Source organism: Actinokineospora sp. NBRC 105648 (assembly GCF_030269645.1).
Lineage (GTDB): Bacteria > Actinomycetota > Actinomycetes > Mycobacteriales > Pseudonocardiaceae > Actinokineospora.
The window spans coordinates 233,842-253,786 of record NZ_BSTR01000004.1; the positions used below are offsets into that span (position 1 = coordinate 233,842).

Below are 19,945 nucleotides of genomic sequence, written 5' to 3' on the forward strand. Positions count from 1 at the left end.
CCTGGCACGATTCGGCCCGACATGACTTCCGGAACCAGGGCACTCGGGGCAGCATGACCGCCAGCACCCCCAAGGGCGAGCGCCGCAGGCAGGCGCTGCTCGAGGCGGCCGCGCAGCTGCTCGTCGAGGGTGGCTTCGAGGCCGTGCGGCACCGCTCGGTCGCCGAGCGCGCCGGGCTGCCGCTGGCGTCCACCACGTACTACTTCGAGTCGCTCGACGAGCTGATCGGCGCCGCGCTGGAGTTCCACGGTCGCTCGGAGCTGGCCAGGGGCCGGGCCGTGCTCGACCGGCTGGCCGAGGCCCCGCGCGAGCTCGACCGGCTGGTCGAACTGGTCCTCGACCAGCTGCTCGGGCCCTCGGGCGCCAACGACGCCGAGGCCGTGCTGCTGCGCTACGAGCGGCTGGTGGCCACCGGGCGGCGGCCGTACCTGCGGCCGCTGATGATCGAGCTGGGCGTCGAGCTGCGCGCGCTGCTGCAGGAGACCTGCGCGCGGGCGGGCGTCGAGCTGGACAAGACGCGGCTGGAGCAGCTGATCGCGCTGGTCGACGGCGCGGTGGTCAACGCGCTCATCGAGGCCGACCCGGACCCGCGCGCGGCGGCCAGGCGGATGCTGCGGGGAGTGCTGGAAGAGCCCCGGTAAGCTGGGCAGACGTGACCGCCGCTGCTCAGAAACCCAGCATCCCCAACGTCCTCGCAGGCCGCTACGCCTCCGCCGAGCTGGCCCGGCTGTGGTCGCCGGAGGAGAAGGTCCGGCTGGAGCGCGAGCTGTGGCTGGCTGTGCTCACCGCGCAGGCCGAGCTCGGCGTCGAGGTCCCCGCAGGTGCGGTCGAGGACTACCGGCGGGTGCTGCCCGAGGTAGACCTGGCGAGCATCGCCGAGCGCGAGCGGGTCACCCGGCACGACGTGAAGGCCCGCATCGAGGAGTTCAACGCCCAGGCGGGCCACGAGCAGGTGCACAAGGGCATGACCTCGCGCGACCTGACCGAGAACGTCGAGCAGCTGCAGGTCCGCCGCTCGCTGGAGCTGGTGCGGGTGCGCACCGCCGCGGTGCTGGCCCGGCTGGCCCGGCTGGCCGCCGAGCACGCCGACCTGGTGCTGACCGGCCGGTCGCACAACGTCGCGGCGCAGGCCACCACGCTGGGCAAGCGGTTCGCCACCGCCGCCGACGAGCTGCTGGTCGCCTTCACCCGGCTCGACGAGCTGGTGGCCCGGTACCCGTTGCGCGGCATCAAGGGCCCGGTGGGCACCGCCCAGGACATGCTCGACTTGCTCGGCGGCGACGCCGACAAGCTGGCCGAGCTGGAGCGCCGGGTCGCCGAGCACCTGGGGTTCCAGGCGCACTTCGTCAGCGTCGGTCAGGTCTACCCGCGCTCGCTCGACTACGACGTGGTGTCCACTCTGGTCCAACTGGCGGCGGCGCCGTCCAGCCTGGCCAAGACGATCCGGCTGATGGCCGGGCACGAGCTGGTCACCGAGGGCTTCAAGCCGGGCCAGGTCGGCTCGTCCGCCATGCCGCACAAGATGAACACGCGCTCGTGCGAGCGGGTCAACGGGCTCGCGGTCATCCTGCGCGGGTACGCCTCGATGGTCGGCGAGCTGGCGGGCGACCAGTGGAACGAGGGCGACGTCTCGTGCTCGGTGGTCCGCCGCGTCGCGCTGCCGGACGCGTTCTTCGCCCTCGACGGGCTGCTGGAGACCTTCCTCACGGTGCTCGACGAGTTCGGCGCCTACCCGGCGGTGATCGCCCGCGAGCTCGACCGGTACCTGCCGTTCCTGGCCACCACCAAGGTGTTGATCGCCTCGGTGCAGGCCGGGGTCGGTCGGGAGACCGCGCACGAGGCGATCAAGGAGAACGCCGTCGCGGTGGCGCTGGCGATGCGCGAGCAGGGCGCGGCGCGCAACGACCTGCTCGACCGGCTGGCCGCCGACGAGCGGATCCCGTTGGACCGCACCGCGTTGGACGCGCTGCTGGCCGATCGGCTGCCGTTCACCGGGGTGGCCGCGGCCCAGGTGGCCGAGGTCGTCAAGCGGGTGGACGCGGTGCTGGCGCGGTTCCCGGAGGCGGCGGCCTACGTGCCGGGCGCCATCCTGTAGCGGGTCTGTAGCGGGGGTCACGCAGTTCGGTTCCCGCCATGTGAGAGAACGGCCGCTTCTTCGCTTCAGCGGCCGGGGGTGCATACCGTCGGTGACGAACGCCCGGGACGAACGAGGTCCAGACCGGACCGGTCCCGGGCGTGAACTGACGTGCCACCAGCACATGGAGCAGAGAAAGACTGATGAGAACCTCATTGCTGCGCGTAGTCGCGCTCGCCGTTGCCGGGATCACCGCCACGACCGCGCTGACCGCGTGCGGGAGTGACGACGCACCCGCGGGCGCCGCCCCGCAGGTGCTGCGCATCGGCACTCTCGGTGACGCCCCGCCGAACATCTACCAGGAGAACGGCGTCTACACCGGGTTCGACAACGAGCTGATCAAGGTGATCGCGGAGAAGGCGGGCCTGAAGACCGAGTTCGTCGGCACCGACTTCTCCGCGCTGCTCGGCCAGGTCGCCAACCGGACCTTCGACGTGGGCTCGTCGGCGATCGCGCAGACCGAGGAGCGGAAGAAGACGGTCGACTTCTCCGACCCCTACAACTACGAGTACATCAGCATCCTGTCCAAGAAGGGCTCCACGATCACCGACGTGAAGTCGTTGGACGGCAAGCGGGTCGGGGTGATCCAGGCAACGGTCGGCGACAAGTACCTGGGCACCAACGTGCCGGGCGCGCAGGTCGTGCGCTTCCCCAGCTACGACACCGCGATCGCGGGCCTGCGCACCGGCAGCGTCGAGGGCTGGGTGGTCGACCTGTCCATCGCCGAGAAGTACACGAAGGACGACCCGACGCTGGCGATCACCGGCACCATCGAGGCCAAGGACCTGCCGCACGGTTTCGCCGTGCGCAAGGGCAACGACGAGCTGCGGGCCAAGCTGAACGACGGCCTGCGCGCGGCGATCGCCGACGGCACCTGGCAGCGGCTGCACGACAAGTTCATCCCGAGCGTGCCGGTGGCCGACCGCTTCAAGCCCAAGTCCTGATGTCGGAGCTGCTCGACACCTTCCTGAACTGGGACTACATCGCGCAGGTCCTGCCCGACCTGCTGCGCACCGGCTTGGCGAACACGTTGGTGCTGGCGGGTTTCTCGGCGGTGTTCGGCACGGTGCTCGGGCTCGGGCTGGCGGTGCTGGGGCTGTCCCGGCACCGCTGGCTGCGCTGGCCCGCGCGGGTGTACACCGATGTCTTCCGCGGCCTGCCCGCGATCGTGACGATCCTGCTGGTGGGGCAGGGGCTCGCGATCGTGGCCAGGCCGCTGGTGGGGACGGACCCGTACCCGCTGGGCATCCTGGCGCTGAGCCTGATCGCGGCGGCCTACATCGGCGAGATCTTCCGCGCGGGCATCCAGAGCGTGGACAAGGGCCAGTCCGAGGCGGCCAGGGCGCTGGGCATGACGCACACCGCCACGATGGCCAGGGTCGTCGTCCCGCAGGGGGTTCGGCGGGTGCTGCCCGCGCTGGTCAACCAGTTCATCTCGCTGATCAAGGACTCCAGCCTGGTGTACTTCCTGGGGTTGCTGGCCTCGCAGCGCGAGCTGTTCCGGATCGGGCAGGACCTGGCGTCCAACACCGGGAACCTCTCCCCGCTGGTCGCCGCGGGCCTGGTGTACCTGGTGATCACGGTGCCGCTGACGCACCTGGTCAACTCCATCGACCGCCGCCTGCGCGAGGGCAAACCGGTGCCCGGAGGTGATTCCCTTGACGAGCTCGAGCCTGCGCGTGCGTGACGTGCACCTGTCCTTCGGTTCCCTGGAGGTCTTGCGGGGCGTCGACCTGGAGGTGCCGCGCGGCACGACGACGTGCGTCATCGGGCCGTCCGGCTCGGGCAAGTCGACCCTGCTGCGCGCGATCAACCAGTTGGAACGCCCGTCGCGCGGCGACGTGCTGCTCGACGACGAGAGCGTGATCTCGTCGGACCCGGACCGGTTGCGGCGGCGGATCGGGATGGTGTTCCAGCACTTCAACCTGTTCGGGCACCGCACGGTCCTGGACAACCTGGTGCTCCCGCTCCGGTCGGTGCTCCGTCTGTCCAAAGAGGAGGCTCGGGATCGGGCGCTGCGGTACCTGGGCGACGTCGGCCTGGCCGAGAAGGCCCCGTACCGCCCGGCCGCGCTGTCCGGCGGCCAGCGCCAGCGGGTCGCGATCGCCCGGGCGCTGGCGATGGGCCCGGAGGTGATGCTGTTCGACGAGGCGACCAGCGCGCTGGACCCGGAGCTGGTCAAGGGCGTGCTGGCGCTGATGGCGGAGCTGTCCTCGAGCGGGATGACCATGGTCGTGGTCACCCACGAGATGGGCTTCGCCCGCGAGGTGTCCGACCAGGTCGCGTTCATGGACCACGGGCGGGTCGTCGAGGCCGGGCCACCGGAGCGGGTGTTCTCCTCGGCGGAGAGCCCACGGCTGCGAAACTTCCTGGCGCAAGTGCTGTGACCGGGTAGTTTGGGTGGTGTGCCGACTGTCTCCGCGCTGACGTACTACCCGGTCAAGGGCTTCCGCGGCGTACCGCTGACGCGGGCGGAGGCGGTCGAGACCGGCCTGCGCGACGACCGCCTGCTGATGGTGGTCGACGCCGCCGACGGCACGTTCGTCAGCCAGCGCAAACTCCCCGCCATGGCCGCCGTCCAGGCGAGGGTGGTGGGGGGCGTGCTGGTGCTGGCGCTCCCCGGCATGCCCGACGCCGAGATCGAGATCACCCCCGACGGCCCCCAGCGCGAGGTCAGCCTGTTCAACAAGTGGTTCGGACCGGCGGTCGACCAGGGCGACGCCGCGGCCAAGTGGTGCACAACGGCCCTGGACCGCGACGTCCGCCTGGTCCGCGTCCCCCCGACCCACGACCGCCCGGGTTGGGGCACCCACCCAGGCAAGGTCGGCTTCGGTGACGCACACGCGGTCCTGCTGACCTCAGAGTCCTCTTTGGAGGGCCTGAACACCCGAATCACCGAGGCAGGCGCCGACCCGGTACCGATGGACCGCTTCCGCCCCAACATCGTCGTATCGGGCTGGCCCGACCCGCACATTGAGGACACGGTGCTCAAGCTGACGGTCGGAACGGTGGAACTGGGCTACTCGGTCCGCGCCATCCGCTGCGCGGTCCCAACAGTGGACCAGACGACGGGCGCCAAGCGCGGCCCCGAACCCACCCGAACCCTCGCGACCTACCGCCGAGACCCCGACTACCCCGGCGTCAGCTTCGGCGCCAAGTTCGCCGTCCTAACCCCGGGCACCCTGTCCGTGGGCGACGAGATCCAGGTAACCCACTGGCAGTAACCCACCCCCACGGGTTGTGTAGAATCGCCACAACACCGGTCCGGGTGGCGGAATGGCAGACGCGCTAGCTTGAGGTGCTAGTGCCCTTAACGGGCGTGGGGGTTCAAGTCCCCCCTCGGACACTCTCGTTAACCACACGGGGTGAGGCCGTCACATCGATGGCCTTTTCTGTGTGGTCGTACCGCAGTCGCAGCCGCAGGTCCGCGTACAGTTTGGCCAGGCTGGCAGGTCTCGCGTCGCCGATCACGCCGCTGACATCGCCGAGTGAGTCGATCATCGCGTAGACCTCGGCCTCGTCGATCGTCGCGGTCGTTGGAAGGTTCGCCAACTCGGCCCGTGCGGTCTGTCGTTGCGCATGGGCCTCGTTGACCGCCTCGACCAGCGCCGCGGGCTCCATCCCGGCGGCTATCGCGTCTTGGTAGCGCCGTAGCCGCCCCTCAGCGTCCGCAAGCCGCTTGCGTACCGCTTCGTGCTGGCTGTCCGGGTGGCCGTCTTGGGAGCCGAGCAGAGACCGGACGAGGTGGCCCACGTTGTCCCTGGCGAACAGGGTGCCGATCCACTCGTTCAACCTCGGAACGACAACGTCCTCACGCAAGTTCACCGTCTTCGGGTGACCGGCCAACGCAGGTGACCCGGGGGCCATCGTCCGCGCGATGCACCGGTAGTAGCTGCCGTCACGGATCGCCTCGCCCTGCATCTTCCGCTCACAGATCGCGCACCGGATCAACCCCCGCAGCAGGTACGTGCGCTTGCCCGTAGTCCGGGTCCGCTCCAACCTCGCGATCCCGGACATCCCACCCGCACCACGCGAACGGCGGACAAGCTGAGCCTGGGTGAACGTCTCCACCGACACGATCTCCGGATGAGCCTGCGTCCGCGACCGCACGACCCGATCCGGCGACGCCTTCCGGAACCGCGTCACATGCCCCGCGGCCACATCGTCCGGGTCCGCCAACATCTCGTGCTTGGCCGACCGACCGAACACCGCGAATCCCGTGTACTTCGGATTCTCCAGAATCGACCGAACCGTCCCACCCTGCCACCCATCGGCCAACCGGTGACGATTCTGCTCCGGCCGCAAAGCCGAAGGACACGGGATACCGTCGCGGTTCAACCCCGCAGCGATGGCCCGATCCCCGTTGCCTTCCACGTACTCCGCGTAGATCCGCCGAACCACCCCGGCCGCGACCTCGTCCACCTCCAGCCGCCGCAGTCGAAACCCCTCGGCCGCTTTGCGCGGGTTCGGATGCGGACCAGCATCGACCACCAGATAGCCATACGGGGTCCGCCCACCCTGGTGTCGACCCTCGTTGACCACCTGAGCGTCCATCGCAGCCCGCACCCGAGCCTGAACGTGCTGCCGCTCGGACTCGCTCATCCCCCCGAGCACGCTCATCAACATCTTGTGCGAGGGATTGCGCGGATCGAACCTCCCACCCAGCTCAGGAACCCACAGATCCACTCCATACGCGGCAAACCGTGGTGCGATCAGCGAGAACTGATTCCCGAACCAACACCGAGTGCCCTCACCCACCACCAGCGCGTCCCATGTCCGCTGAGGGTCCTTGAGCGCCGCGAGCAACTTGGAAGCGGCCTCCCGCCGCTCCCAAGGCACAGACCGCGACTGCCCGATGTCGAAGAACTCCGCTACCACCCGACCACCCAGCGGCCCCACGAACTTCTCCGCGTTACCCAATTGCCATCCGCGGGAGGTCTCAGGATCCTGGTTGTCCTCCGTCGAACACCGCCCGTAGAAGGCGAGCGCACCGATGCGATCGTCGGTCACATGGGCCGCGATCTCGATCCCCATCAGCTCATCGAGCGTCGCCCACGGGTTCCCGCTGGTCTCAGCAGTCATGGCCAGCACCTTCCGATGGCCCCGCCAGGGCCTCGACAGTGGTCAGCTCAACCAGTATGCCCAGCAACGTCCGACACGCCTGCGGATTCAACACAGGAGGGTGATCCGGAACCCGCACCACGACCGGATCCCTCGGCCCACCACACCGCCCCGCCAGCGAGGCACCTACCCGCCTACCGCCCTGGTCGGCGCCTGTCTCGGCAGGTCTGCCACCACCTCTACCAGCCTCTACCCGGTAGACCCCACGACGGCCGCTCATCGCGCACCACCGCCAGCCTGCAAGCCCGCCAAAGCGGCATCGATCGCACCCCGGCGATACCCGTTGCGGTTACGGCTGTCGATCTTCACCTGCCCCGGGCGCACATCCAACGGCGCCAGCAGCGCCGCCAAGTCCTCAGCCGTCCACCCCGCATACCGCCTGTCCACACCGGCCAACCTGGACAGCAGCGTGTCCGTCCACAACCGATCATCAGACCCGAAAGCCGCCAGGACATCCGCCACCCCGCCCCGGTCAACCTCCACCGCCGGTAGTTCCGCCAGCGCCCGCGTGTCCGCGTCGATGCGCGGCAACCCATGCGCAGCCCGGTGCGTCCCGTTGAGCCGCGCCCGCTCAGCCGGCACCAACCGGATCTTGTTCAAGATCGGATCGCGCGACCCCGCCGCGTGCACGTAGCAGACCCCGGCATCCTCCGGTGTTTCCCCCGTCGCGGGGTTGAGACGATCCGGCCGCCACCCCTCCGCGCCCATGTTCGCCCCGAGCACCAGGCGCACATCCGCGTGTCGGCACGCGTGCATGATCTTCAGCACGGTGATCTCCGCGATGGCCGCGCCCAACGCGTCTGATGTGGCCTCACTGGCGGCCAACACCAACGTGATCCGCGCCTTCCGGCCCAGCCGGATCAAGTCCACCGCGAGCGACTTCGCCCGATCCGACAACCGCGGGTACTCATCACAGAACACCACCACCGCCGGACGGTCTGCGGTCGCGTCCCACGCTTCGCCCATCCCCAAGCGCGACAACAGCTTCGGCCGCCCCTGAGCCATCGCCAGCGCCTCGGCGAACCCCGCCTCAATCCCCCGCTCGTCCCGCTCGCAGCGCGCGACAGCCCCGCCCAATGCCTCCAGACCGTTCCCGGCAGGGTCGAAGTCCCACACCACCGCGTCCACACACGCCGACACCGCGTCGGCGAGGGTCCGCATGGTCTGCGACTTACCAGCACCCGGGCCGCCGATCACCACGCCGTGCACCCCGTACAGCGAGAGCCGCAAATCCTCCCCACTCATCCGCACCCCCACCGGGTGCGCGTCCCGGATCGACAACGACCCCGGCCGATGATCAGGCGCGGGCGCCAACCCGGCGAACGGATCACGCTCGGCGAGCCGGAGCACCACCCGCGCCCGCCGCTCCCGATCCGGAGCAGCCAGCACCCCACCCGAGGGCAGATCCAACGTCGTCTCCAACTCGGCGACCTTGCCCACCAACGCCGCCGGAGTACCGCGCCGCAGGACAACAGCCGTCTCCCATCCCCAGGGCTGGCGCCTGGCCCCCTCCACAGACCGCAGCTCGATCCCCTCAGCCGCCACCGCCCGCGCCACACACTCAGCCGCCTGAGCACGGGTGTGGGCATCCGCGATCGGATACGGCTCATCCGGCGGACGCTCGACCGCAGGCGCGTCCCCCACCCCGGCAGGCCGCGGACGCCTCGACCGCCCGACCAGCGCGAACACCACCACGACAAGGCCACCTGCGGCCCACGCAACCAGCGGATACCTGTGCATCAGCACCCGCCCGCCGACCACCACGACCAGGCCCAACACCCCGAAGACCGTCAACCGCCGATAGGCCGTCCGCCGCCACGCGTCACGGGCGTTCTTCACCCGCCGCGCCCGCGCGCCCTCACCTTCCAGCTCGCGCACCAGCGGCCCGTACTCGCGATAAGCCAGGAGATACCGACCGATAATCCCGGCAAGCCACAGACCACCCAGCACAGCCAGGCCCATGGCCCGCAGCGCACCCGGCACACCCCGCAGGATGACCCACCGACCGCCGCTGACCAGCCCACGCCACCCCAGCCGCACCGCCCGCCCCGGCGCCACGAGAACAAGCCATCCGACGCCATCACGACACCACGGCCCCACTAGCCGCCACACCGGCCTGCCGACCTTGGCGAAAATTGCTGCCACTGCCCGCAGGCCCCGCTGAGCCAGGGTCCAACCCCGCCACCTGCGCATCGCTCGGCAGGCGATGACCGGGTACGCCAGGCCGGGCCAATAGGTCACCCACAGGCACCACACCCGCGCCAACCAGGCCACAGCCGACAGCCATGCCTGCGCCAGCGCGTCACGCGCCCGGCCTCTCATACGGCATCACCGGCACCGAAGAGGTAGACCGCCGCCTGGTCCACCTCACCCGCGTAGGCACTGGCGACCTCTACGACCCTCGCCGCTTCCACCGCGATCTGCCGATACAGCCACGCACCCTGACCGGCGTCACCGGCGACGTTCTCCAGTTCCTCCCCGAGGTAGCCCAGGTGGAACAGACGGCACTGCAAGATTTCCCAGCGTTCCATGATGGTTGTTCTCCGCTTTGTCGGTTCGAACCAGCGGATTCGCCAGCTCGTAGAACCGAGTAAACGGGTCGATCGACCACCATTTCAGGGAATACGCGCATGCCTTGTATGCGCGGCCAGAATGAACTACCAACGCATAATCATCATGCGCGCGAGGCATGCGCCGCGGCCGGGCTAGTCCATAAAGGCGTCAAGCAACGTAGAGAACGATTCAGTCAGAGAATCGAGCGCCCGATAGCCCTTCTCCGCGGTCGCCAGTGAAGGTCGCCCGATGATGCCAGACTTCGTGTACCCACCCATCCCGGTCAGGTGCAGGTGCGGCCGGTCAGGCGCGTCATGGTCGGCATCACGGTAGGTATCGCGAACCAACTCAGGATGCGTGTACAGGAGAATCGACGTCTCCCACTCACCGCCGTGCATGTCTTCGTCAGCCGTAGTCACCATGCCAGCAGCATCGCGGGCTGCGGCGATGTCGCTCTTTCCTGGGAACAGCGCCACCGATCGGCCGGAGACGTTGGCTTCCTGAGCGATATTGGACAGCACGTAGTTGCCACCATGTCCGTTCACCAGCACCAGTCGGGAAATGTCCGACCGTGCCAGCGATGCCCGAACATCAGCAATGACAGAAATGAGTGTCTGAGCGCTCACGCTGACTGTCCCGGTGAACCCTTCGTGCTCGTGCGAACAAGAGATCGTCACAGGCGGCAGGCGGAACAACGAATACCGATCCGCGATCCGAGCGGCGATCACTTCGGCCACAATCGTGTCGGTCGCCAATGGCAGATGGTCACCGTGCTGTTCGAAGCTGCCCACCGGGAGAACGGCGATCCGCGCACCGCGATTTGCCTCGTCAACGGACGTTGCCCCGGTGATCATGTGCACCCTCGTTCGCAGACTCTAAGACCTCAGCGATTTTACCAGGCGATCTACCTGCACCGATTCATCCTCGGCCCCGACGGCCCGCAACGCCGCAGGTACGCGGGCCAACTGACTGATGATCCGGTGAGAGCGCGTCTCCCTGGCGATGGCCGCAGAGTTGCGAGCCACCTGCACCGCATACTCGGCCTGCGACTCCACCGCATGCGCCAACGACAACCGCGCCAGGCATAGTCCCAGATCCCGCCGGAACTCGGCCTGCCAGCCGGCGAGTCCCTGCCGCAACGAGTCAATCGCCTCCTGCGGACGGCCCAACTCAACCCAGCACTGAGCCGCTTCCATCTCCAGATACTCGGGAGTGCAGTAGTGCCCCAGATCCACCACAGAATCCGTGCTCCGCTCCGCCAGCTTAAACGCCGCCGCCAACGCCTCGGCGCACCTGACAGCATCACCTTTCTGCGCATACGCGTGAGCTTGCTGCCGCAAGGCCAACGCTCGTAGACGTGGCGACAGCCGACCAGACTCCGACAACGCCGAGTTGGCCAACTTCAACGCCAAATCGAACCGCCCCGCATCAGTGGCGATGTTGCTACGTCGCATCAGGATGTACGAAGCGAGCGCTTCATCCTCCGCCTCCTGCGCGAAGTCCAGCGCCTCGCCCGAAGCTTGCATCGCACTGGTCAGCGATCCCGTGTCCTGGTAGATCCATCCAGCGAATTCCGCATATCGAGCACCGACACGTAGAAGCTGCGCCCTATCCTTACCGCGAGCGTCGCGCAACAGGTCCTCGATGAACCGTAGTTGTTGAGGGACGACCTGGACCAACGAATGCGGCCCAGCCAAGTTATCGGTGCTCGCGTAGAAGTCGAGGGTCTTCAACAAGCTGTCCGCGATCGCTGAACCGGTGTTGATGCTCGCCGCAGGAACCAGTGGACCATCCGGCAACACCAAGACCTCTTCCGACCGTGGCAGGGGTATCGAGTCGGTGTCATCCGGCAGCGAGAACCACAACAGGTCCGCCGGCATCTTCAACGCCTTCGCGTAGTGCACCAACTTGTCCATCGTGTCGACACGATTCTGCCCCGACTCGATACGACTCACTTGCGACTGCGTGACCGTCCCCAACCAGCGGCTCACCGTCTCCTGCGGCAACGGCTTGTGCCCATGTGCCGGGTGGTACCGGTACGCCCGAACCACCGCTCCCATGCTCCGGGTCGCGAACGCGTCTCGCATCTGGTCCGTGTGCCAGAAGTCCAACCCCAGGTCAGGCGCATGATCAGTGCCGATACCGCTCACCTGACGACACGGCGCGCACATGCTCGTGCGGCTGTCCCGGGCCAGCCTGCCCCCGCACCTCATGCAGTACCGGCCGGACATCCGTCCCCCTGCCGTTGCCACGCACAACCACCAGCTCACGCCGCTGCCAACCTCACCATAACCCCGGGTACTCGCCTATATGCGCGCTACGCATAAAAATCATGCGTTAGTGGTGCAACATCAACTTTTCGCCACTCCTAGCGTTCGAATTGAGTCCGCACCAGCGCGGACCGCACCAGCCGAACAGGACGGCAGATGCCCCACGACACCCAAGCCGTGCGCGACTACCGCATCGCACTCGGCCTCACCCTCACCCAGTGCCGTACCGACCGCGGCTACAGCTTCCGCGAACTCACCGAATTGACCAACATCCCCGAACAAACCATCCGCAGCTACGAGCGTGGCGGAACCCAGCCAACCCTAGATCGGCTGCTCACCCTCGCGCGAGCGTTGCGAACCCAACCGTTCGCGATCCTCATGACGACATCCGAGTACGTATTCCGCGCCAACGGGCGCTCGACTCAGCCTCTGGAAGTCATCTCCACAGACCGTCTGAGACTCCATGCCGTCCTGCTCTTCTGCGGCCTCACCCCCGACCAAATTCAGCCCTTCGAGGACCGCTGACCAGGCAAAATTCGCTCCGAGCCGATGCCGTACGTAGATCCAACTGCCCGACCGAGGACCGTTGGCATCTGCTGCTTGTAGCGCAACGCGGACACACCACCAAGACCACGTCGACCACCTGAGCGTCCGCTCCGGTCGGCCACATCGCAGCACCCGGCGCCCACCCATGCCCCGGCCCAGGCGCCGGGTGCTGCCTCTCGCACACAGGTAACTCAACATGACCACGACCTGCACCGCGGCCGTCACGACGCCACCACCCCCAGAGACCGTGTTCGTCTGCGGCAACCTCATCGACGTCGCTGTCTACGCCCGAACTCTTTCCGAGCGGGTCCTCACCGGCACTCTCACGAACGACGACGTCGACAACCTCGAACACGCCTACACCCTCGCCATCAATGCCTGTCGATGGCTCGCAGCCAACCCCACGAACCCTCTGACTCACCACCTCATTGAGCGAAAGATGGCTCATGGCGACCACACAAGCCCTCGCAGGCTACTCGGATGACGGCTGGAATGAGGAAAACGAACTCTGCGCAAACCTCTCGACGGCTAACCACGCCATAGCCCGCTACATCATTCGCCACCTCGACGCTGACGCCGGACGCAAAAGCCCCACCCCAGCCTCAGACGAACTCCAACTCGGGCGAGAGCTAATTGATCTCGGAAACCGACTCACGGCACGTGCTCGCGGTCGCGCCGCAGATTCCGTCTGGAACACATACGATTCAGCCAGGCCAGCAAGGGACCAAGACTAAAACTCGTCCAGCACCCGATTCCCGAAACAGAAACCCTCCTGAGTGCTGCAATCTGATCACGGAGTTGAAATCATGAGCGGCTTTGTGTGCCCAGGACATGCGACCAGTGGAGGCGCCATCGTGAGGTCGCCAGAGGAACCAGCCGAGACCGGTACACCGGTGTCCCCCTACGGCGGGGGACACCTTCGTCCTGGCCCAGAAGCCGCGGACCACCGCCGAGGTCCTGTGCACGGGCGTCGAGTCCACGTACTGGCCGGACAGCGTGCCCGCTCTGATGGACCACATGCGCGACCTGGTCGACTACACCGACCAGGTCATCGCCAGCCTGAGTGAGGTCCCACCACTGGGCAACGTCAACGCGATCGACGGCCTGGACTCCACGGCCTACTACGTCATGGAGGCCCTGCGCTGGCTCCAGGTCCACCAAGCCAAGCCGACCGCCTGACCCGCGCACAGGTCGGCCACATAGGCAGCACCCGACACCCAGCCCACCACCCACGGTGTCGGGTGCTGCCTCCCTACAAGACCTGCACCAGTACCCAGCTGGACACGTTCGCGCGCGACCCAATCAGCCCGACCAGAGCCCTCGACAGGGACCACGGGACACCACTGAGCCACCCGTCCCACCCCAGAACGCGCACGTAGAGCCGACCTTTGCCCGTCTCAGCCCGTCCGGCCCCGGCCACCAGCGCGGACACCGCAGGACACCCTCCACAACGCCACCCCGCGCAGCCCACACCGGGCTTAGCACTGACCAACCCCAACCGGACCGCAACCGACAAGTCCCTCGACCGATGCCCATCGGTTCACAGCCACCGACCCCACAGAACAACCCACGGAGAAACTATGAACCTGATGATGAGCGAAGGCGTCGCCGTCGACGTCTCCGTGATCGTGGACTTCTGCCCGATCACCTACACCCTGTACCCCGACACCGTCGAACTGGACTTCCACACCTCAACCGGCCTAACCATCACCCTCACCCCGGACGGCCTGAACAACCTCATCGACCAAGCGACCACCGCCCGCGCAGAACTCCACCAGTCGCACGCCACGGACCCCGACCACGAGTCACCAACGGAGGGACCCGACATCACCCCCTGCCTCGCCTGAGCCCCGGCAACCGCGCCTGACTAAGCCCCTGCACGTCGACCTCACTGAGGTCAACAGCAGGGGCAATGTCATACCCAGCCAACGTCATCTAGATCCACGTCAACAGAGCACCTGGAGGAACCATGCCGCAAGGATGGTCGGCTGTAGCAGAAGTCATCAACCACCGAATGAAAGCACTCGGCTGGCGACAGCGTGATCTCGCCGAGAAATCCAAACTCTCGCTAACAACGATCCGCGAACTACAAACCCATACGATTGAACGCAGTCGGAGCCCCCGCACCCTCCAAGCCCTCTCAACCACCCTCGGGCTCCACCCTGGCCATCTACAAGCCGTGCTCCAAGGTATGAGGCCGCCGACCTTGAACGAACGGCCCATAAACAACGACTATGTGACAACCCGTCTAGTCCAATTCGAAAGAATGATCGTGGGCAATAATCGGCGTCTCGAAGACATGCTTGCCCAGTTGGCAGTCATCACTGACGCCTTAGAACAAAACGGGGCATTGCGCGCCCATCTCTGAAAATGGCGTAGCCCGCAGAGTCTTGATGGTCTGGACATGCGCCCGAGAATATCTGCCCACAAATGTGCGAATCCATCATGCATTTTGTACACGCCATACAAACAGCTATACAAACTGCGCGTCTACCACCATCGACCCGCCATCTGGGCCCCTGTAATCTTTGCACGCTGTATCTAGGTGAATCTAGATAGGTGAGTTACCGAGCAAGCCTACGTGACCGAGTTGCTGGTCGTCAACGCTTCAAGCTTGTTGAGGACGGCCGCGAACCTCGCAAAATCCTCCGAGATGCCATTCTCGCAAACATAGTTGCAAAGTTTGGTTTTGTCCAGCGACTGAAATGTGTGAAAGTCGCCATTCGGCTTCCTTATTTCTCGTAGAGTCCACATATCTTCTGTAATGAGTCGCTCAGGCAAGAGGTTCTCCACCCCCGCCTGTATGATCTTGTTGTCGGCATTGGTCGGCATTGCACGCACGTACAGCTCGGACCCTAGGTCTTCGTCCTGCTTGTTCGTGTCATTATCGAAGAGCAGAACAACAGTCCTGCTCTTCAAGTAGGGATTACCTTTTAGTAACGTGGTCGCTTTATTGAGGGCCTCCTTGCCGGTATTGGATGCTTGCCCTGTCTCTCCCTTAGAACCCACCCACTGAAACTCCATCTTCTCAAGAAGTTCCGAACGTCCGAGCTTGCGTGCAGCACAAGTTAGATACTGCGGGTCAGTCTCCCCTTCACATAGAACAAGCACCCTTTTGCTGGCGCTGTTTGTTCTATCGAGCACGGCGGCATTAAAGGCTGACGTTTCACGCATTACGTCGAAGGCTTTCTCGAACTCCGAGAACGCTTCCGCTTGAATCGGATTCCCAGACGGCAGTTCAATTAGCGATACATTCTCCTGGTACGCACGCCCGATACCCAAGACAAACATTGGTGAATGGGCGGAGGCTAGGAACTGGACCTTTGGAAACATCGCCAGTAGTTGCGGCAAAGCTCGATATTGCAGATCGGTGTGCAGATGTGAATCAACTTCGTCGATAACGCAGATTGAGCGAATTGATGTACTGTGTGACCCATTAGTAGTCATATCGCCGTATCGCATCAGTGTGCCAAATATGCTTAGCAAAGAAGCTTGGCCTGTCGACAAGGAATTGAGTGGAAGTATTACATCGTTAAGGGCATATGCGAGATTCGGACTATTATGACGACTAAGATATGCGAACCTGGCCGTCTCGTCATTCATGATGATTTTCATCATGGCATTAAGCTGGGTAAAGGTCAGTTGCGACATTCGGGCGCTCGGGATGTTTCCGATGGCAACGTCATAGTAGTCATCGCCTATCCGAGCCGGCGCGAAGTCAACCCTCGCATCCAGGGCGACGGATAGGAGCCATGGAACGAACTCGTCGAGAGCCTGCTGAACATATATCGGTTTCCTGAGCTGATTTTTGAACCGCTGTGTGATGTTATGTCGAACTGGTGGAATGGAGTCTGAGTTCATCCAGTTGGGTAGTTCGAACCTGCTTGCGGGAATGTATAGAACTGAGCTTTCGTTGAGAACCTTTTCCACGGTTTCGGATGGCATAGAGAAGGTCTTCTGATCAACTTGTCCTAGAGGAATACCGGAACATCGTTCTGGAACCCCATCTACAAAATCTTGAGTCACATTCCCGGTAACCTCTTGGTACTCATAGCTGGCGCCGTTGTGCGTGAAGTTCAGGAACGCCAAGCTGGCGTCTTGTCCGTACTTGCGTACCTGAGACGAAATTACACGGAAATATGCTCTGCCTGCCGTCGTCGTTCGGGAAACATCGTGATAGAAGATGGATGCACATTCATAGAAGGCGTCGCCAACGATAGAGAGAAGATGAGTCTTTCCTGAACCGTTTGCACCTACGAAGATAACAGGAAATGGCACCTCCGTTTCCGGATCAACTGGAACGTCGTATTCGAACTCCGAAATCGGACCGATGTTCTTGATGTAGATCTGTCGCAGGTACATCGTATGTCGCAGTCTCCGTGTAATCGCGATTGAGTTTGAAGAGTATACGTGATGCACGATTGAGGTGCTACTCGAACGGCCCTCCCACTTGGACCGAGGTCGGCCTAGTAACAGAGTCAATAAGCCGTCACCGGATTGCACGGAAATCTCGATTTCGTAAGAGTGAAGGCTGTGACCTGACGAAGAAGGGGCGCCAACTCGAAAGTCAAGTTCTTCAGGTGCCCCGCGCACGGATCGACCTGGACAACCTCACAACAGGTCGAGCCGTGTGGCTAGTGCGAAACTCGCTCCTCGGACACGTTCACTACCCCTACCAGGCCGGATGGTCATCTCGGCCGTCCGGCCTTCGGCGTCGTAGAGCATTTGCGCGAAAGCAACATTCGCTTGCGGCTGCTGCCTTCCTCCACAGTCCATCGGCCCGACCGACCACGCCCCAGGCGCGGGTCAGCTTCTTGCGCAACCCGACCGTACCGGTGGCTAGAGAGATCGGGCCGTCCAGCAGAAGCAGCCCGACCCCGGCCACCCGGACAGCCGCGGCGACGCCAGCAACGCCCGCAGCAGCAACGTATCCCGCGCTGCCAGCCAGGCCAACATCAGATCGAGCGCGGGCTCGTACTTGTGGTTCCGCGCGTGATCGACACCGGAACGCGGCCGCCACCGCTCTTTCAGCACCACCGCTTCGTGCCATGGTGATGGTAGCGCGCATGATGATTCCCACGTTGTCTTCCGATCAAGCTTCGATGGAAGCTCGGTATCTTTTGTCAATCAACTCTTGGTAAAAGTCAGCCAATTCGTTCGCTGCTTGTGAGGATGAATGCAAGCTGGCGATCTCTCCTGATCGTCTCACCATCTCCAGATATAACGTCGGCTTGGTAAGCAGCCGCCGGATCTGTGTAGTGAACGACGCATCGGTGGCGGCGAGGTACAGGCCCGGGTATAGATGTCGATAGCAGTCGATATCCCGCAGTACAAGTGGCAGCCCTGCTGACGCGGCCTCAAGCACGGAGATAGGTGCGTGCTCCTGGTGACTAGGGTGAAAGTAGACGTCGGCGGCGGCATAGTACAGCTGCACGGTCGCCCTAGGGAGTTGACCTAGGTGAGTCACATTTCCCGGACCAGACCGGACGAGCTCGCGCATTTTCCGATAGTCTGCGGTGAGCGGCCCGAAAGGGAACCCTCCAACCCACAGAAAGCAAGCTTCGGGCACTTCTGTAGCGGCGTGGTGAAAAGAGTTTACGGCTTTGCGGGGTTGCACCTGTCCCACTGAAAGTACGATACATTCTTTATCGCCAATTCCAAGCATTGCCCGTGCCTGCGTGCGCGACGGAAGGACACGTGGGGAAATCCCAGTTCTGAGAACAATGATCTCGCTGGTCACACCTTCCCGCCGAAGTTCTGCTACCTGGCCGCCATTCAACGACAGGACGACATCTGCACGGTTGTAGAACCATCGCAAGTATGGTCGGAAAAGCGAGGCGAGCAGTTGACCTCCAATCACGCTGCCAACAAGTGAATCCGCAGTGATGTGAGCGGTCACCACACTCGAATTCGCGCGTAACAGTGCCGCCAGCGACACAGGACCAACTGTATGGATATGTGTGACGTCCGCTTGGCGAAGACCATTCGTGACAACCGACAGATCCGACAAGGTGCCCAATGCGTCAACGCTGTCGGCAAATGCCGAATGCACGCCGTGTCCTTGCACTGTAAAAGCGGACTCCGAAACTACGTTCACCGTGATAGGCGGGTTTTCAACGGTCACAGATAACCTTTCAATACTTGATGGTAGAGAATGGTCAGCTTGGCGCCTTGCCTCTCAATGGAGTGGCGAGCTGCCAGAGCCTTTCCAACTCGATTCGCTTGCGCTGCCCAGTTTCCATGTTGTCGTCGGTCAAGTGTCGACATGAGTGCGACAGCCAGAGCTACCGGATCAGGTAGGCAGAGGGTTGTGTTGCGCTTATCTGCCACCAAGCTTTGCAGCTTTTCATCAACCAAAACCAGAGGTAGTCCGGCATGAGCTGCTTCGTGCAGAACCAAGCCCTGCGTATCGGTCAGCGAGGGAAATACGAACAAGTCTGCACGAGCGTAGAGGTTGCCGAGGTCGTCGGGGCCCAGTTCTCCGGTAAGGATCAGATTCTGTGCACGGCGAAGGCGCCGTCGTATACCGCGCCCGCTCCGATAGTCGCCCGCCAGAACAAGTGTTGCGTTGGGTCTACAAATTCGCACGATGTCATAAGCATCCAGTAGCAGATCAATGCCCTTCTCGGGGGAAATTCGCCCGACATAGAGCAGCATCGGACCGCGAATCTTTAGGGTAGACTCCGAACTATAGACTGAGGGAACTACCGGGTCGACGCCGACAGGAACGATTCTTATCGGAGTATCTAATGGCAGTTCGCGAAGCTTCTTGGCAATCTTATACGAAGGTGCTACCACCAGGTCGGCCGTGCTAAGCAAAGCCACTGTGAAGCTATCAGATGTGTTAGCTTGACGCCCCAAATCGGGAGAGCTGCAGATCATACGAGCCACTTGATGCCAGAAGATCAACAGTGGCTTCATAAATCGATAATATTCCAGGTATGCTTTTACGTCGGTATGCCATGTAATAACTAATGGCGTTGCGGTACTGCGGGCGAAATGAATTCCAAGCAAGCTAACCGGTCCCCACCCATGGACATGCACGACGTTGGGCCTGAAACGCCGCAGAGCATTTAGGCACGAGTGAAACCCTCGGCCAATGGCTACATACGGATGAATCCCAGGTAACCGGAACGATGGAAGCAGGAACTCAGTCCCCCCCATACTGGGCGCCGCCTGCCCGGCGGGCGCCACAATGGCTACCTCATATCCTGTAGCTGTCAAGTAGTCCCGAAGCTGCTCTACCGCGATAGCGACGCCATTGCGGACTGGCTTGTAACTGTCAGTGATCAGAGCTATTTTTTTCATTATCTACTTCCAG

19 protein-coding genes and 1 tRNA gene are annotated in these 19,945 nt (G+C 63.9%); 12 read left to right on the forward strand and 8 right to left on the reverse strand.

Annotated features, from left to right (window positions below):
• Positions 1–53 precede the first annotated feature (53 nt).
• From QSK30_RS06065 to QSK30_RS06095, 7 genes are all read left to right on the forward strand, one after another.
• Positions 54–641, forward strand: a complete 588-nt coding sequence (locus QSK30_RS06065) for a TetR/AcrR family transcriptional regulator (protein ID WP_285500230.1) — start codon at positions 54–56, stop codon at positions 639–641.
• Positions 642–652: 11 nt separating this feature from the next.
• The gene (gene purB, locus QSK30_RS06070; protein ID WP_285500233.1) at positions 653–2,095 is read left to right on the forward strand and encodes an adenylosuccinate lyase; all 1,443 of its coding nucleotides are present in this window, start codon (positions 653–655) and stop codon (positions 2,093–2,095) included.
• Positions 2,096–2,277: 182 nt separating this feature from the next.
• Positions 2,278–3,078 (forward strand): ABC transporter substrate-binding protein, encoded by an 801-nt coding sequence (locus tag QSK30_RS06075; RefSeq protein ID WP_285500235.1) that lies wholly within the window; start codon positions 2,278–2,280, stop codon positions 3,076–3,078.
• On the forward strand, positions 3,078–3,821 hold the full coding sequence (locus QSK30_RS06080) for an amino acid ABC transporter permease (protein ID WP_285500238.1): 744 nt from the start codon (positions 3,078–3,080) through the stop codon (positions 3,819–3,821). Before QSK30_RS06075 ends, QSK30_RS06080 begins: the two co-directional genes overlap by 1 nt.
• On the forward strand, positions 3,793–4,521 hold the full coding sequence (locus QSK30_RS06085; RefSeq protein ID WP_285500241.1) for an amino acid ABC transporter ATP-binding protein: 729 nt from the start codon (positions 3,793–3,795) through the stop codon (positions 4,519–4,521). Before QSK30_RS06080 ends, QSK30_RS06085 begins: the two co-directional genes overlap by 29 nt.
• A gap of 18 nt (positions 4,522–4,539) precedes the next feature.
• Positions 4,540–5,358, forward strand: coding sequence for an MOSC domain-containing protein (locus QSK30_RS06090; RefSeq protein WP_285500243.1), 819 nt, complete (start codon positions 4,540–4,542; stop codon positions 5,356–5,358).
• A gap of 38 nt (positions 5,359–5,396) precedes the next feature.
• Positions 5,397–5,480 (forward strand) — tRNA-Leu (locus QSK30_RS06095).
• Here QSK30_RS06095 and QSK30_RS06100 read toward each other — a convergent pair.
• The 5 genes from QSK30_RS06100 to QSK30_RS06120 form a co-directional block, all read right to left on the reverse strand.
• Positions 5,462–7,216 carry a recombinase family protein gene (locus tag QSK30_RS06100; RefSeq protein WP_285500245.1) on the reverse strand — a complete coding sequence of 585 codons (1,755 nt, stop codon included), beginning with the start codon at positions 7,214–7,216 and terminating at the stop codon, positions 5,462–5,464. The two genes, QSK30_RS06095 and QSK30_RS06100, sit on opposite strands and share 19 nt — an antisense overlap.
• Before the next feature lie 255 nt (positions 7,217–7,471).
• Entirely contained in the window at positions 7,472–9,238 is a 1,767-nt protein-coding gene (locus tag QSK30_RS06105) for a hypothetical protein (RefSeq protein ID WP_285500247.1), read from the reverse strand.
• A gap of 335 nt (positions 9,239–9,573) precedes the next feature.
• Positions 9,574–9,786 carry a hypothetical protein gene (locus QSK30_RS06110; protein ID WP_285500249.1) on the reverse strand — a complete coding sequence of 71 codons (213 nt, stop codon included), beginning with the start codon at positions 9,784–9,786 and terminating at the stop codon, positions 9,574–9,576.
• 174 nt (positions 9,787–9,960) lie between these two features.
• On the reverse strand, positions 9,961–10,662 hold the full coding sequence (locus QSK30_RS06115; protein WP_285500251.1) for a creatininase family protein: 702 nt from the start codon (positions 10,660–10,662) through the stop codon (positions 9,961–9,963).
• Positions 10,663–10,683: 21 nt separating this feature from the next.
• Positions 10,684–11,958 carry a helix-turn-helix domain-containing protein gene (locus QSK30_RS06120; protein ID WP_285500252.1) on the reverse strand — a complete coding sequence of 425 codons (1,275 nt, stop codon included), beginning with the start codon at positions 11,956–11,958 and terminating at the stop codon, positions 10,684–10,686.
• A 276-nt stretch (positions 11,959–12,234) separates the two neighbouring features.
• Here QSK30_RS06120 and QSK30_RS06125 point away from each other — a divergent pair, with 276 nt between their 5' ends.
• From QSK30_RS06125 to QSK30_RS06145, 5 genes are all read left to right on the forward strand, one after another.
• Positions 12,235–12,603 (forward strand): helix-turn-helix domain-containing protein, encoded by a 369-nt coding sequence (locus QSK30_RS06125; protein WP_285500253.1) that lies wholly within the window; start codon positions 12,235–12,237, stop codon positions 12,601–12,603.
• A 217-nt stretch (positions 12,604–12,820) separates the two neighbouring features.
• On the forward strand, positions 12,821–13,108 hold the full coding sequence (locus tag QSK30_RS06130) for a hypothetical protein (protein WP_285500254.1): 288 nt from the start codon (positions 12,821–12,823) through the stop codon (positions 13,106–13,108).
• Positions 13,109–13,632: 524 nt separating this feature from the next.
• The gene (locus QSK30_RS06135) at positions 13,633–13,803 is read left to right on the forward strand and encodes a hypothetical protein (protein ID WP_285500255.1); all 171 of its coding nucleotides are present in this window, start codon (positions 13,633–13,635) and stop codon (positions 13,801–13,803) included.
• A gap of 401 nt (positions 13,804–14,204) precedes the next feature.
• Positions 14,205–14,471 (forward strand): hypothetical protein, encoded by a 267-nt coding sequence (locus QSK30_RS06140; RefSeq protein ID WP_285500256.1) that lies wholly within the window; start codon positions 14,205–14,207, stop codon positions 14,469–14,471.
• A 122-nt stretch (positions 14,472–14,593) separates the two neighbouring features.
• Entirely contained in the window at positions 14,594–14,992 is a 399-nt protein-coding gene (locus tag QSK30_RS06145) for a helix-turn-helix domain-containing protein (protein WP_285500257.1), read from the forward strand.
• Between the two features lie 209 nt (positions 14,993–15,201).
• Here QSK30_RS06145 and QSK30_RS06150 read toward each other — a convergent pair whose 3' ends face one another.
• The 3 genes from QSK30_RS06150 to QSK30_RS06160 all read right to left on the reverse strand — a co-directional run bounded on the left by QSK30_RS06150 (position 15,202) and on the right by QSK30_RS06160 (position 19,932).
• Positions 15,202–16,986, reverse strand: a complete 1,785-nt coding sequence (locus tag QSK30_RS06150) for an ATP-binding protein (protein ID WP_285500258.1) — start codon at positions 16,984–16,986, stop codon at positions 15,202–15,204.
• Positions 16,987–17,716: 730 nt separating this feature from the next.
• Positions 17,717–18,748 (reverse strand): glycosyltransferase family 4 protein, encoded by a 1,032-nt coding sequence (locus tag QSK30_RS06155; RefSeq protein ID WP_285500260.1) that lies wholly within the window; start codon positions 18,746–18,748, stop codon positions 17,717–17,719.
• Complete coding sequence (locus QSK30_RS06160; RefSeq protein ID WP_285500262.1) at positions 18,745–19,932, reverse strand: glycosyltransferase; 1,188 nt, start codon at positions 19,930–19,932, stop codon at positions 18,745–18,747. Before QSK30_RS06160 ends, QSK30_RS06155 begins: the two co-directional genes overlap by 4 nt.
• Positions 19,933–19,945: the final 13 nt, after the last annotated feature.